Genomic DNA, 13,009 nt, shown 5'->3' with positions numbered 1-13,009 from the left:
GCGGGGATGACGGCCAAAAAAGTGCAAAGTGTGGTGAGCGGGCGCCAACAAGTCGTGGTTCTTGGGGAGTTCGGCCGCGCGTTCACTCAGAGGCTCGTCCAGGAACCAGAGCGCCGCTACGCTTGCATCCACGACAAGCCTCACCGGTCACGGTCCTCGCGGATCGCCTCGACCACGTCGAACCCCGGCAACGGCTTGAAGCGCTTCCGCCACGCCGCCGACATGGCCTGAAAATCGTCGGGATTGGAGCCGGCCGCCTCGGTCAGGATGCGGCGTACCTCCTGCTCCAGGGAGGTTCCCGCCGACTGGGCGCGCGCTTCCAGGCGGCCGACCACCATCTCGTCCAGATCCCGGATCAGCAATTGCCGCCCCATGCCGCGCCTCCATCCGCTTGCAGGGAAGGTTAGGCCGGGTCAGCCGCCGCTTCAAGGGCCGCCTCCCGCACCACCCGATCCGCCGGGAAGCGCACGGTGACGGTGGTGCCGCGGCCGGGCTCGCTGGCGATGCTCAGCGAGCCGCCGTGCAACTCCACCAGGTTGCGGCTGATCGCCAGCCCCAGGCCGGTGCCGCCGAAGCGGCGGCTGATCGAGTTGTCGGCCTGCTGGAACGGCTCGGTGATGGTCCGCAGGGCCTCGGGCGCGATGCCGATGCCGGTGTCGGCGACCACCAGATCCAGCCCGCCGCCCGGCGCCGGCGCCGCCGACAGCGTCACCTGGCCGCCGGGCGGGGTGAACTTCACCGCGTTGGCCAGCAGGTTCAGCACCACCTGCCGCACCGCCCGCTCGTCGCCGCGCAGGCGCGGCAGCGGCTGGATGAACGCCGGGACGAGCGCCACGCCGCCAGCCTCCGCCGGCACCGTGCTGACCGTCAGGCAGGCGTCCAGCACCGCGTCCAGCTTCATCACGCGGTCCTCCAGCGTGTAGCGGCCGGCCTCCAGCTTCGACATGTCCAGCACGTCGTTGATCAGCTCCAGCAGGTGGCTGCCGCTCTGCTGGATATGGCGGGCGTAGTCGGCGTAGCGGTCGCTGCCGATCGGGCCGAACACCTGGTGCACCATGATCTCCGAGAAGCCGATGATGGCGTTCAGCGGCGTGCGCAGCTCGTGGCTCATGGTGGCGAGGAAGTTGCTCTTGATGCGGCTGGCGCTTTCCGCCTGCTCCTTGGCCTGGGCCAGCCGCTCCGCCGCCAGCACGCGCTCGGTGATGTCGCGGGCCAGCACCAGCACCATGGAGCGCGAGCCGAAGTCGGGCGGCAGCGCCGCGGTGCGCGCCTCGTACCAGCGGCGGCCGGCCGGGACCTGGAGGACGTATTCCACCGCCTGCGGCTGGGCGCTGCGCAGCGTGCGGGCGATCACCTCGGCCATCCGGCGGGCGGCTTCGGGCGGCAGCACCTCGGTGATGTGGCGGCCGATCACCTGCCGGGGCGGGACGCTTACCAGATCGTCGTGCGCGGCCAGCACCTCGCGGTAACGGCCCTCGCCGTCCAGGATGAAGGCGATGTCCGGCAACGCCTGCACCAGCGCACCGAGGCGGGCGGTGCTGGTGCGCAGCGCCTCCTCGGCGGCGCGGCGCTCGGTGACGTCGCGGATGACGCTCAGGTTGCGGTCGTCGTCGAGCCGCACGGCGGTCACCTCGGCCAGCCGGAGCTCGCCGTCCCTGCGCCGCATCACCGTCTCGCCGCGGAACTCGCCGGTGTACAACAGCGTGGCGAAGATGTCGGGCAGCCCGTCCGCGGTGCGCGGCGCCTCGGTCAGGATGTCGCGCACGCTGCGCGTCAGCAGCTCGTCCCGCGTGTAGCCGAGGATCTCGCAGGCCGCGGGGTTGGCGTCCACGTAGCGCCCGGTGCAGTCGGTGACGAGGATCCCCTCCATCGCCGCGTCCAGGTAGGAGCGCAGCCGCGCCTCGCTCTGGCGCAGGCTGTTCTCGATCCGCTTGCGCTCGCTGATGTCGCGCGCCTCGGCGATCAGCAGGACGACGCGCCCGTCGCCGTCGTGCACCGGCTTGACCGAGCAGTCCACCGTGTGGACCCCGTCCAGCCCCTGCAACTCCGCCTCGAAGCGGACCAGGGTGCCGGCTGCCGCGCGTTCCACCGCGTCGCGCATGCGCTCCACCGATTCGGGGCGGCGGCGCCACGCGCGCATCTTCCAGGCGGGGCAGCCCGCGACGGTCGACAGATCGCCGTCGTCGAAGCGCTCCTCACCGAAGTCGAGGCCGGCGCGGTTGACCGCCAGGATGCGTCCGTCCGGCTCCAGCAGCGCCATGTACTGGAAGGTGCTGTCGAAGATGGCGCGGGCGCGGTTCTCGCTGTCCTGCAGCGCGCGCGCCGTCGCCTCCAGCCGCCGCAGGTAGCGCAGCAGCAGCGCGGTCAGCGCCAGCACCACCGCGATCTCGGCGGCCAGCACCAGCATGGACTGCCGGGCCGAGGCGCGCCAGCCGGCCAGGTAGTCCTGCTCGGCCAGCCGCACCGAGACGTAGAGCGGCAGCCCCTCCACGGCGCGGAAGGCGGCGACACGGTTGACGCCATCGATCGTCGATGGGCCGGTGATCACGCCTTCGCGCCGGCCGGCGAGGGCCTCGCGGGTTGCGGCGGCGAGCTGCGACGGGCTGAACCGCGGTTCGGTGCTCTCCGGGTGGCGGGCCAGCAGGTAGCCTTCCGGCGTCCACAGCGTGACGCTGCCCTGCGGGCCGACGTCCAGCGAGGCGTAGAACTGCCGGACCGTGCTGAGGTCGATGGTGGCGTAGACGATGCCGGCGAAGCCGCCGGCGGGGTCGGAGACGCGCCGGCTGATGACCATGGCCCAGTCCCGGTAGACCCGGCTGATCATCGGCGCCGAGACGAAGGGGCCGCGGTCCTCCGGGCCCTGGTGCGCCTTGAAGTACTCGCGGTCGGCGACGCGGATCCCGCGCACCGGCGGCACCGCGTCCAGACGCACCCAGCCGTCCGCGTCGGCCACCGTCAGGTTGCGGATGGCGCCGTCGCCGGCCATCAGCCGCGTCATCAGGCGCTGCACCTCCTCGTCGGCGGGCGGTTCGGCGCCGGGGCGCGGGGTCACCGCCTCGGTGACCGCGGCGGCGGCCAGGCTGGCGGTGCGGAAGGTGCCCCGGGCGTGCAGCTCCAGCGTCTTGGCGAGGTTCTGGACATGGCGCAGCGCCTCGTCGTCAGCCTGGGCACGGGCGTGCACGATCTCGGTGACGGCGGCGGCGGTCAGCCCCAGCGCCGCCAGCAGCACCAGCACCATCAGGCCGATGCGGAAGCGGACGAAGACGGCCGGCGCGGTGGTGACGGCCAGGGACGGAGGCGCGGTGAGGGTGTTCACGGGGCGGGCGTGTGGTGGAAAGCGTGCATGGTAGCACCAGTGGGCCTCGCGATGCACGGGCGGCACGCGGCGGTCGCAACTTCGTCCTCGACAAGCCGGGAGGGGCGAGGCATGTAGGCGCGGCGTTCAGGGAGGGTCCGTCCGTGCAGGCGCAGTTCGCCGTCGATCCCGGCTTGGTGCTGTTCGTCTTCAACGTGCTGGCGGTGTGGCCGCTGGCGCGGATCTGCCGGCGCGCCGGCTTCGCGCCGTGGTGGGCGTTCCTGGTGTTCGTGCCGGTGGTCGGGCTGCTGCTGGTGTGGGGGATGCTGACGGTGCGCCGCTGGCCGGTGCTGCCGCCGAAAGCGCCGCGCGTGCGCAAGCCGCGGAGGACCGCGTGATGGACGCGCTGACCGATCTCCTGCGCGCTGTCTACTGGGAGCCGTGGCAGGCCATCCTGACGCTCGACCTGTGGTGGGCGAACCTGATCATCGCGATCCTGCTGATGCTGAAGATGGTGTTCGGCGGCTGGATGCTGGCGAAGGCCGGGCGCAGCCCGCTGTGGGTGCTGGTGCTGCTGATCAACGGGGCGGACATCGTGGCGCTGTGGGTCTTCGCCTACGTGCGCTGGCCGTTCGTCGACGGCGCCAGGGCGGCGGAGCCGGTTTCCGACGCCGATTGATTCGGGGACGCGGCGGGGATAAGGTCCGGCACCCCATACCCCTTCCTTGTGCATGAGCCTTCCCATGAGCGTCGCTCCCGGCAAAGAGATCAAGAAAGTCGTGCTCGCCTACTCCGGCGGTCTGGACACCTCGGTGATCCTGAAGTGGCTGCAGGAGACCTACCGCTGCGAGGTGGTGACCTTCACCGCCGACCTCGGCCAGGGCGAGGAGCTGGAGCCGGCGCGCAAGAAGGCCGAGCTCTTGGGCATCAAGCCCGGGAACATCTTCATCGACGACCTGCGCGAAGAGTTCGTGCGCGACTTCGTATTCCCGATGTTCCGCGCCAACACGGTGTACGAGGGCGTCTACCTGCTCGGCACCTCGATCGCCCGGCCGCTGATCGCCAAGCGCCAGATCGAGATCGCCAACCTCGTCGGCGCCGACGCGGTCGCGCACGGCGCCACCGGCAAGGGCAACGACCAGGTCCGCTTCGAGCTGGGCTACTACGCGCTGCGTCCGGACATCAAGATCATCGCGCCGTGGCGCGAGTGGACCTTGAACAGCCGCACCACGCTGATCGACTACGCCGAGAAGCACCAGATCCCGATCGCCAAGGACAAGCGCGGCGAGGCGCCGTACTCCACCGACGCCAACCTCCTGCACATCTCCTACGAGGGCAAGGCCCTGGAGAACCCGTGGCAGGAGGCGGACGAGGACATGTACACCCGCTCCGTCGCCCCGGAGAAGGCGCCGGACACGCCCACCTACGTCGAGGTCGAGTTCAAGCGCGGCGACGCGGTGGCGATCGACGGCAAGGCGATGTCGCCGATGCAGATCCTGACCGAGCTGAACCGCCTGGGCGGCGAGAACGGCATCGGCCGCCTGGACCTGGTCGAGAACCGCTACGTCGGCATGAAGTCGCGCGGCATCTACGAGACGCCGGGCGGCACCGTCCTGCTGGCCGCCCACCGCGGCATCGAGAGCATCACGCTGGACCGCGGTGCGGCGCACCTCAAGGACGAGCTGATGCCGCGCTACGCCGAGCTGATCTACTGCGGCTACTGGTGGAGCCCGGAGCGCCTGGCGCTGCAGGCGCTGATTGACCAGACGCAGGAGGTGGTGAACGGCACGGTGCGTCTGAAGCTGTTCAAGGGCAGCGTCTCGGTGGTCGGCCGCCAGTCGCCGAACTCGCTGTACCGCCTGGACTACGTGACCTTCGAGGAGGACAGCGTCTACAACCAGAAGGACGCCGAGGGCTTCATCAAGCTGAACGCGCTCCGCCTGCGCCTGGGCGCCATGGCGAAGGGGAACCTGAAGTAAGCAAGCCTATCACCCCCTCCCTCGCCTCAGGCGGGGGAGGGAGGGACCCGCGCAGCGGGAGGGTGGGGGCAGCGGCGTGTACGAGAATCAACGCCTGCCGCCTACGCCGCTGCCCCCACCTTCCCACGCCTGCGGCGCGGGCCCCTTCCTCCCCCAGCGGGGCTGGGGGAGGGGCAGAAGCAGTGCCACTATGCCCTCACGCCTCGCGCGGGCGGCTGCTGAAGTACAGTTCCGCCGCGACCACCAGCAGGGTGGCGGACAACGCCAGGCCCACGCCGTTCTGCTCCAGGAAGGAGGCCACCAGCCCGGCGCCGCCGCCGACGCAGGCCATGCCCATCAGGATGCTGCTGATCGCCGGCGCCATCTGCGCCAGGGCGCGCTGGGTGCGCGACGCGGGGCGGGTGGTCTGGGAACGGGCCGGCTTCATCGGTGCACCTCGTGGCTATCTGCCGAACAGCATAGGCCGAGCCGCCAGGGGCCGGCTTTGACCTGAGTCAAAGAATGCTGCGGTGCACCCGGAGGTTCCCTCAGAAAATCGGCTTCGGCGCATCGAGGTAGTGGATTGCCTCGACCAGACCGGTGATGGTCTGCACCGTCTCCATCGGCGTGCCGTCGAGCACCGGGTTGTGGTGGTTCATCCACTCGCGCGCCGCCTTGCCGTCGCCGTCGACGATGGCGTCGAGCGAGCGCCACAGCCGGGTGAACAGCACCGCCAGCTCCTGCGCCTTGCCCTCCTCGGGCAGCGCCTCGCCGCCGCGCAGGCGGGCGAGCGTCGCGTCCGGCACCCCGATCACCTTCGCCAGCACCCGGTCGGGCATGGCGAGCTGGTCGGCGGCGCGCAGCAGCGCCTGGGTGATCGCCAGCGCCTCGGGGGAGGCGGGAGCAGCGGCGGCCTTTCGCAACGGCTTCGGGGGCATGGAGGCTCTTTCGATGAAGAAGGGCGGGAGGGCCGCGTGCCCTCCCGCGGGTCAATCAGAGCATATAACTTATTGCGGGGCCATACGGATGGCGCCGTCCAGGCGGATCACGTCGCCGTTCAGCATCTCGTTCTCGACGATGTGCTGGACGAGGCGGGCGTACTCCTCCGGGCGGCCGAACCGCTTGGGGAAGGGGACGGAGGCCGCGAGGCTGTCCTGCACCTCCTGCGGCATGGTCAGCAGCATCGGCGTGCCGATCAGGCCGGGGGCGATGGTCATCACGCGGACGGCGCTGCGGGCGAGGTCGCGCGCCGCGCAGATGGTCAGCGCCACGATGCCGCCCTTCGACGAGGCGTAGGCGGCTTGGCCCACCTGCCCCTCGTAGGCGGCGACCGAGGCGGTGTTGACGATGACGCCGCGCTCGCCGCTGTCCAGCGGGTCGAGCTTCGCCATGTCGGCGGCGGCCAGGCGCAGGATGTTGAAGGTGCCGATCAGGTTGACCTCGATCACCCGGCGGAAGTTCTCCAGCGGCATCGCGCCGTCGCGGCCGACGATGCGCTGCGCGGGGGCGATGCCGGCGCAGTTGACGGCGATGCGGGCGGCGCCGTGCGCGGAGCGGGCCTGCTCGAAGGCGCGCTCGGCCGAAGCGGAATCGGTGACGTCGCAGACGAGCCCCAGGCCGCCGATCTCGTGCGCCACCTTGAGCACCGCGTCCTCGTTGACGTCGAGCACGGTGACCTTGGCGCCCTGCTGGGCGAGGTGGCGCGCCGTCGCGGCGCCCATGCCGGAGCCGCCGCCGGTGACGATGGCCGAAAGTCCCTGGATCTGCATGCGCTGTCCCTCCCGATTATCAGGTTTGCCGTTCTATGTAGCAGGGCGGCACGACGGGCGGAACCCGGCACAGGGGGGCAGCGACACCCCGTCGCTTGCGCTCGGCGTCGGATGGGTTCCATCATCGCCGGCTTGGGCACGGGTGAAGCGGGGTGGGGCGATGCGGACACTGTGGGTTGCGGCGCTGCTGGCCGGTGCCGTGCCGGCCGCCGCGGCCGGGGCGGAGCGCGAATGGTCGTTGCGCACCAAAAGCGCCGACATCGGCGCCGCGCTGGAGCGCGAGGGCAACCGCGAATCGCTGGTGCTGAGCGTGCATCCGCTCGACGGCGTGCGGATCGAGCCGCCGATGGTGCGGGTGGACGCCCCGGCGCTGGTGCGCCCGCACATCGCCGTGAAGTTCCCGACCACCGTGCGCGCCGAGGGCAAGGGCCGCGCCGGCACCGTGCGCGCCGCGCTACCGCTGGACGGGCCGGGCAAGGTGCGCTTCGGCGACGCCGACAGCAACGACGGCGCGCTGCGCATCGAATACCGCTATTGCACCGCCAAGGCGGACTGCGCGGTGGAGACGGTGGACATCGCGCTGAAGGCAGTGCCGTAGCGAGTCTGAATATCGTAAAATTCTTGTGATTTCCTGTCATTGCGACGTGCGCTAATGTGCTTTTCACCGCGCCTCTGGCGGCGTGCTTGTGAAAGGCCGTGCCGATGCTCCTATCCCGCCGCACCCTGCTGACCGCTGCTGCCGCGCTGGGCGGCCTGGCCCTGTCGCCGCGTGGGGTCGCCGCCGCGACGCGGCTGCGCGTCGGCTACATCCCCATCATCCCGATGACGCAGCTCTTCGTGCTGCTCGGCGAGGGCTGGGCGCGGGACGCCGGGCTGGACCTGCAGACCACGGGGTTCCAGTCCGGCCCGGCGATGATCCAGGCGCTGGCCTCGGGCACGCTTGACGTGGCCTACGTCGGCATCGGCCCGGCGATGATCGCCCGCTCCAAGGGTGTGCCGGTGAAGATCGTCGCCGCCAACATCGTCGATCAGGTGGCGCTGATCGGCCGCGGCCCGCTGGCCCAGGCGGTGGCCGGGGCGCCGTCGCCGGCCGAGGGGTTCGCGGCGTTCCGCCGGGCGCAGGGCCGTCCGGCGAAGATCGCCACGCTGCCTGCCGGCTCGGTGCCGGAGACGGTGCTGCGCTACTGGCTGCAGGAGGTGGCGAAGGTACCTGCGGCGGAGGTCGAGGTGATCGGCATGGGCGAGGAGCACGTGCAGCAGGCGCTGCTGTCCGGCGCCGTCGACGGCTCCTCCATCCTCGAACCGATCCTCACGGTGGTGCGCGCGCGCCTGCCCGACGCGCGCATCCTGGTGCCGGCGGGGCAGCTCTTCCCCAGGCAGCCGGGCGCCGTGGTCGCCGTCACCGAGAACGCCATCGCCCGCGAGCGCGACGCGGTGGCGGCGCTGGTGCGGCTGCACGTCCGCGCGACCGACTTCGCCAAGCGCGAGCCCGCCCGCACGGCGGAGCACGTCGGCGCGTACATTGGCAAGGGACTGATCGAGCCGGAGGTGCTGCAGCGGGCGCTGACCTCGGACGCCACGACGCTGGTGGCCGACCCGCGCGGCATCGTCGAGGGGACCGGGCGCATGCAGGACTTCCAGCAGCGCCTCGGCCAGCTCGCCTCGCCGGTGGACCTGGACACGCTGTTCGACTTCAGCTTCTACGACGCGGCCAGCAGGTCCTGAAACTCCGGGTGCTTGCGGATGTAGCCCGCGATGAACGGGCACTCCGCCACCACCGGCAGCCCGCGCGCGCGGGCGAGGCCGAGCGCGCCCTTCGCCAAGCGTGAGCCGACGCCGCGGCCGGACAGGCTGTCCGGCACCTCGGTGTGGGTGAAGACCAGATGCCCGTCGCGCACGCGGTACTCGGCGAAGGCGACGGCGCCGTCCTCGGCCAGTTCGAAGCGGCTGGCGGCGGCGTTGTCGGTGACCGCCCCGCTCACCGGTGCGGCACCGTCTTGTCTTCGGGCTCGACCCTGGCGTCGTCGGGCGAGCCGCGGCCGCTGTGCGGCTCGTCGGCCAGCGCGCGGTTGAACTGCATCGCCTTCTCGATGCCGTCGAACCAGAAGCTCCGGCCCTCGTTGACGAAGTCTTCGCCCTCGACGAAGCCGATGTCGCGGGCCACGGCCCGGCCCATCGGCTCGGGCACGTTGATCGGCCACTGGAAACGTGAGTCCGCCATGGCGCTCCTCCCGGTCTACCCCAGGATCAACAACCGATGCGGCGCGCCGGTGTTCCCTCAGCCGCCGCTCTTCAGCGACGCGAGGCGCTGGCGCACGGTCTCGCGGTCGGGGTCCTTCGGGTCCATCTGCGCCAGCAGGCGGTTCAACAGCTCGGCCGCCTCGTCGCGCCGGCCGCCCTGCGCGGCGTCGAGGCCAAGCAGCCACAGCGCCTCCTTGTTGGCCGGGTCGAGCGCCAGCACCTCGCGCAGCGCCGCCACGGCGTCGGCCGGCAGCGGCCCGTCCTCCGGCGCGCGGCCGAGCAGCGCGTCGGCGTAGGCGATGCGCACCTCCACCCGCGTCGGCGCGCGGTCGAGCGCCTGTTTGGCGGCCTCGATCGCCTTGTCGTGGTCGGCCAGCACGGTGTAGGAGCGCGCCAGCTTCAGCCAGCCGTCCACATCCTGCGGGTTGGCGCGCATCTTGGCGTCGAGTTGCTCCACCATCTGGCGGATCTGCCGGTCCTGGTCGGCGTTGCCGCCCTGCTGGCCATCCACGTTCGGGTGGTTCTGCGGCGGCGCCGGCTTCGGCATGACGCTGGCGACGTCGAGCTTGAGGGCAGTCGCCGCCTCCTTGATGCGGGCCTGCACCACCGGCAGCCATGGCGCGTCGGCCGGGGTGTCGGCGACCAGCGCCACCCAGCCGTCCAGCGCCCCCCTGGCATCGCCGGCCTGCAGCCGGGCCAGCGCCAGGAAGAAGCGGGCGCGGGAGTCCTTCGGGTCCTTGATCAGCATCGCCTGGAAGACGCGCAGCGACTCCTCGGTTACCGTGCCGCCGTTGGCGGCGGTGGACATCTCGGCGTAGGCCGACTTGGCGTCCAGGTTGCCCGGCTGCAGGTCGGCGGCGCGCTTCAGCGCTTCCGCCGCCTGCTCGTAGCGGCCGATCTTGCCGTAGGTCTGGCCCATCAGGGTCCAGGCCTGCGCGTCGTTGGGGTTGTCCTCCAGGTGCTTCTTGAGCTTCTGCACCGCCTCCATCACCGGGGCGGGCGGGCCGCCGGCCATCTGGCGCTCCTCGGCGGCGAGGTCGCGGGACGCCAGCGGCTGCGCCGGCAGCTCCGGCCGGCCGAGCGGCAGGTAGACCACCACCGCGCCCAGCGGGATCGCCACCGCCAGCAGCGCCGCCACCGCCTTGGTGCGGTTCACCGGGCCGGCGCCCGCGGCGCCCTTCCTAGCCTCGTCGGCGAGCGCCAGCATGCGCCGGGCGATCTCGGCCTTGGCGGCCTCCATCTGGGCGTCGGTGATCAGGCCGCGGCCGCGGTCGCGCTCCAGCTCGGTCAGCTGGTCGCGGTAGACCTCCAGGTCGTAGGCGCCGCGCGACGGGCCGGCGGCCTCGGCCTTCTGGGCCTTCAGCAGCGGCGGCACGATGATCAGCAGCACGACGGCCGTCAGCGCCGCCGCGAGTATCCAGAACAGCATCAGATCCCGTCCTTGCGCAGAAGCGCGTCGAGGCGCCGGCGCTCGTCCTCGGTCAATGGCGCGGTGTCGCCGGACACACCCCCGGCGGCGCGGCGGTTGCGCAGGTAGACGACGGTGCCCAGCGCGCCGAACGCCAGGATGACGAACGGCCCGGCCCACAGCAGCAGCGTCGTCGCCTTGAACGGCGGCTTCAGCAGCACGTAGTCGCCGTAGCGGTCGGTGACGTACTGCAGCACCTGCTCGTTCGACTCGCCCTTCTTGATGCGCTCGCGCACGATGACGCGCAGGTCGCGGGCGAGGTCGGCGTTGGAGTCGTCGATCGACTGGTTCTGGCAGACGAGGCAGCGCAGCTCCTTGCTGACCTCGCGCGCCCGCTCCTCCTGCCTGGGGTCGGGCAGCACCTCGTCGGGGTTCACGGCAAAGGCCGGAGTCACCATCCCCGGGGCCAGCCCCGCCGCCAGCACGGCGGCCAGAATCAGGCGTTTCACCGCGACAGCTCCTTGATCAGCGGCGCCATCTCGGTGCGCCAGACGTCCTCGGTGATCGGGCCGACCTGCTTGTAGCGGATCACGCCCGCCTTATCGACGATGTAGCTCTCCGGCACGCCGTAGACGCCCCACTCGATGGCGGCGCGGCCGTCGCGGTCGGCGCCGATCACCCCGTACGGGTCGCCGAGTTGGCGCAGCCAGGTCAGCGCGTCCTCGGGCTTGTCCTTGTAGTCGACGCCGACGATGTTCACCGCCTTGGTGCGCGACAGCTCCATCAGCAGCGGGTGCTCGACCCGGCAGGGCACGCACCACGAGGCGAAGAAGTTCACCAGCGTGACCTTCCCCGCGTAGGTCGCGTTCGCCACCGTGCCGTCGTTGCCGCGCAGGCCGGCGACCGAGAAGGCCGGCGACGGCTTGCCGATCATCGGCGAGGGCACCAGCTTCGGGTCGCGGTTGAAGCCGACGAAGAAGAAGGCGGCCACCACGGCGAGCACGAGCAGCGGCAGGATGTAGATCAGGCGGCGCATGGTTTCTTGGTTCCGTTTCTTATTCGGCCGGCTGCAGGGCCGGGCCGCCCTTGCGGCGGCGCTCGGGTGCGCCGATGCGGAAGCGGCGGTCGGACAGCGAGACCAGCCCGCCGAACACCAGGCCGAGCGCGCCGATCCAGATCCACGGCAGCAGCGGGTGGTGGTAGATGCGCACCACCCACAGACCCTGCGAGTCCGGGTCGCCGAGCGCCACGTAGAGGTCGGCGAAGGCCGTGGTGTGGATCGCCGTCTCCGACGTGGTCTGGCGCGACACCGGGTAGGAACGGCGCTCCGGCTCCAGCGTGGTGACGACCTTGCCGTCCTTGGTGACGCGGAAGGTGCCGACCTCGGCCCGGTAGTTCTCGCCGAAGCCGGGGCGGACGTTCTCGAAGTGCAGCGTGTAGCCGGCCACCGTCGCGGTGTCGCCGGGCTTCATGCCCTTGATCAGCTCGGCGTTCCACGAGGACGTCGCGGTCATCCCCATGATGCCGATCCCTAGGAAGGCGTGCGCGATGGTCATGCCCCAGGCGCTGCGCGGCAGGTTGACGGCGCGGCTCCAGCTCTCGCCGGCCGGGGCGCGGAACAGGCGGATGCGCTCGGCGAACTCGGCCAGCGCGCTGACGAAGGCCCAGGCGCCCATGGCAACGCCGACCAGCGCCATCACCGGGCCGCCCACCGCCCACACGGCGTAGAGCACGGCCAGCGCGGTCACCACCAGCGCCACCCACAGCCGGCCCAGCACGCCCGGCAGGTCGCCGCGCTTCCAGGACAGGAACGGGCCGACGCCCATGGCGGCGACCATCGGGATCATCAGCGGCACGAAGGTGGAATTGAAGAAGGGTGCCCCCACCGACACCTTGCCGAGATTCAGCACGTCGAGGAACAGCGGGTACAGCGTGCCGATGAACACCGTGGCCGTCGCCGTGGACAGCAGCAGGTTGTTCAGCACCAGCGAGCCCTCGCGGCTGATCGGCGTGAACACGCCGCCGGCCTTCAGCGTCGGCGCCCGCACGCTGTACAGCAGCAGCGAGCCGCCGGTGGCCAGCGCCAGCAGCACCAGGATGAACACGCCGCGCGTCGGATCGACGGCGAAGGCGTGCACCGAGGTGAGGATGCCCGAGCGCACCAGGAAGGTGCCCATCAGCGACAGCGAGAAGGTGATGATCGCCAGCAGGATGGTCCAGGTCTTCAGCGCGTCGCGCTTCTCCACCACGATGGAGGAGTGCAGCAGCGCGGTGCCGGCCAGCCACGGCATGAACGAGGCGTTCTCGACCGGGTCCCAGTACCACCAGCCGCCCCAGC

At 71.3% G+C, this 13,009-nt stretch carries 16 protein-coding genes; 5 read left to right on the top strand and 11 right to left on the bottom strand.

Features of this window, described 5'->3' with window-relative positions; genetic code table 11:
* Window positions 1-140: 140 nt before the first annotated feature.
* Entirely contained in the window at window positions 141-374 is a 234-nt protein-coding gene (locus TSO221_RS05815; RefSeq protein WP_109117536.1) for a plasmid stabilization protein, read from the bottom strand.
* A gap of 29 nt (window positions 375-403) precedes the next feature.
* Window positions 404-3,316, bottom strand: coding sequence for a PAS domain S-box protein (locus tag TSO221_RS05810; RefSeq protein ID WP_109117535.1), 2,913 nt, complete (start codon window positions 3,314-3,316; stop codon window positions 404-406).
* A 143-nt stretch (window positions 3,317-3,459) separates the two neighbouring features.
* On the opposite strand from TSO221_RS05810, the gene TSO221_RS05805 reads away from it, so the two are divergent.
* From TSO221_RS05805 to TSO221_RS05795, 3 genes are all read left to right on the top strand, one after another.
* A complete protein-coding gene (locus tag TSO221_RS05805; RefSeq protein ID WP_109117534.1) occupies window positions 3,460-3,693 on the top strand; it encodes a hypothetical protein in 234 nt (77 codons plus the stop codon).
* Complete coding sequence (locus TSO221_RS05800; protein WP_109117533.1) at window positions 3,693-3,974, top strand: hypothetical protein; 282 nt, start codon at window positions 3,693-3,695, stop codon at window positions 3,972-3,974. Before TSO221_RS05805 ends, TSO221_RS05800 begins: the two co-directional genes overlap by 1 nt.
* 64 nt (window positions 3,975-4,038) lie before the next feature.
* Window positions 4,039-5,274 (top strand): argininosuccinate synthase, encoded by a 1,236-nt coding sequence (locus tag TSO221_RS05795; RefSeq protein ID WP_109117634.1) that lies wholly within the window; start codon window positions 4,039-4,041, stop codon window positions 5,272-5,274.
* A gap of 196 nt (window positions 5,275-5,470) precedes the next feature.
* Here TSO221_RS05795 and TSO221_RS05790 read toward each other — a convergent pair whose 3' ends face one another.
* The 3 genes from TSO221_RS05790 to TSO221_RS05780 all read right to left on the bottom strand — a co-directional run bounded on the left by TSO221_RS05790 (window position 5,471) and on the right by TSO221_RS05780 (window position 7,022).
* On the bottom strand, window positions 5,471-5,701 hold the full coding sequence (locus TSO221_RS05790; protein ID WP_109117532.1) for a hypothetical protein: 231 nt from the start codon (window positions 5,699-5,701) through the stop codon (window positions 5,471-5,473).
* Between the two features lie 100 nt (window positions 5,702-5,801).
* Window positions 5,802-6,191: an antitoxin Xre/MbcA/ParS toxin-binding domain-containing protein gene (locus TSO221_RS05785; RefSeq protein WP_109117531.1), complete on the bottom strand. Its 390-nt coding sequence runs from the start codon at window positions 6,189-6,191 to the stop codon at window positions 5,802-5,804.
* A gap of 69 nt (window positions 6,192-6,260) precedes the next feature.
* Window positions 6,261-7,022, bottom strand: a complete 762-nt coding sequence (locus TSO221_RS05780; RefSeq protein WP_109117530.1) for an SDR family NAD(P)-dependent oxidoreductase — start codon at window positions 7,020-7,022, stop codon at window positions 6,261-6,263.
* Window positions 7,023-7,182: 160 nt separating this feature from the next.
* On the opposite strand from TSO221_RS05780, the gene TSO221_RS05775 reads away from it, so the two are divergent.
* The gene (locus TSO221_RS05775; protein WP_109117529.1) at window positions 7,183-7,620 is read left to right on the top strand and encodes a hypothetical protein; all 438 of its coding nucleotides are present in this window, start codon (window positions 7,183-7,185) and stop codon (window positions 7,618-7,620) included.
* Between the two features lie 104 nt (window positions 7,621-7,724).
* Window positions 7,725-8,747: an ABC transporter substrate-binding protein gene (locus TSO221_RS05770; RefSeq protein WP_109117528.1), complete on the top strand. Its 1,023-nt coding sequence runs from the start codon at window positions 7,725-7,727 to the stop codon at window positions 8,745-8,747.
* Here TSO221_RS05770 and TSO221_RS05765 read toward each other — a convergent pair.
* The 6 genes from TSO221_RS05765 to TSO221_RS05740 form a co-directional block, all read right to left on the bottom strand.
* Window positions 8,723-9,004 (bottom strand): GNAT family N-acetyltransferase, encoded by a 282-nt coding sequence (locus TSO221_RS05765; RefSeq protein ID WP_109117527.1) that lies wholly within the window; start codon window positions 9,002-9,004, stop codon window positions 8,723-8,725. The two genes, TSO221_RS05770 and TSO221_RS05765, sit on opposite strands and share 25 nt — an antisense overlap.
* On the bottom strand, window positions 9,001-9,243 hold the full coding sequence (locus TSO221_RS05760) for a hypothetical protein (RefSeq protein ID WP_109117526.1): 243 nt from the start codon (window positions 9,241-9,243) through the stop codon (window positions 9,001-9,003). Before TSO221_RS05760 ends, TSO221_RS05765 begins: the two co-directional genes overlap by 4 nt.
* A 57-nt stretch (window positions 9,244-9,300) precedes the next feature.
* The gene (gene ccmI, locus TSO221_RS05755) at window positions 9,301-10,692 is read right to left on the bottom strand and encodes a c-type cytochrome biogenesis protein CcmI (protein ID WP_109117525.1); all 1,392 of its coding nucleotides are present in this window, start codon (window positions 10,690-10,692) and stop codon (window positions 9,301-9,303) included.
* Window positions 10,692-11,180 (bottom strand): cytochrome c-type biogenesis protein, encoded by a 489-nt coding sequence (locus tag TSO221_RS05750; RefSeq protein WP_109117524.1) that lies wholly within the window; start codon window positions 11,178-11,180, stop codon window positions 10,692-10,694. Before TSO221_RS05750 ends, ccmI begins: the two co-directional genes overlap by 1 nt.
* Entirely contained in the window at window positions 11,177-11,707 is a 531-nt protein-coding gene (locus TSO221_RS05745; protein WP_109117523.1) for a DsbE family thiol:disulfide interchange protein, read from the bottom strand. Before TSO221_RS05745 ends, TSO221_RS05750 begins: the two co-directional genes overlap by 4 nt.
* Window positions 11,708-11,726: 19 nt before the next feature.
* Window positions 11,727-13,009: cytochrome c-type biogenesis CcmF C-terminal domain-containing protein (locus tag TSO221_RS05740; protein WP_199229395.1), on the bottom strand; the 1,283-nt coding region annotated here is incomplete at its 5' end.

This window comes from Azospirillum sp. TSO22-1 (assembly GCF_003116015.1).
Classification (GTDB): Bacteria; Pseudomonadota; Alphaproteobacteria; order Azospirillales; family Azospirillaceae; genus Azospirillum.
The sequence above is the reverse complement of the archived record's forward strand: the minus strand, read 5'-3'. Positions and strand labels throughout refer to the sequence as shown.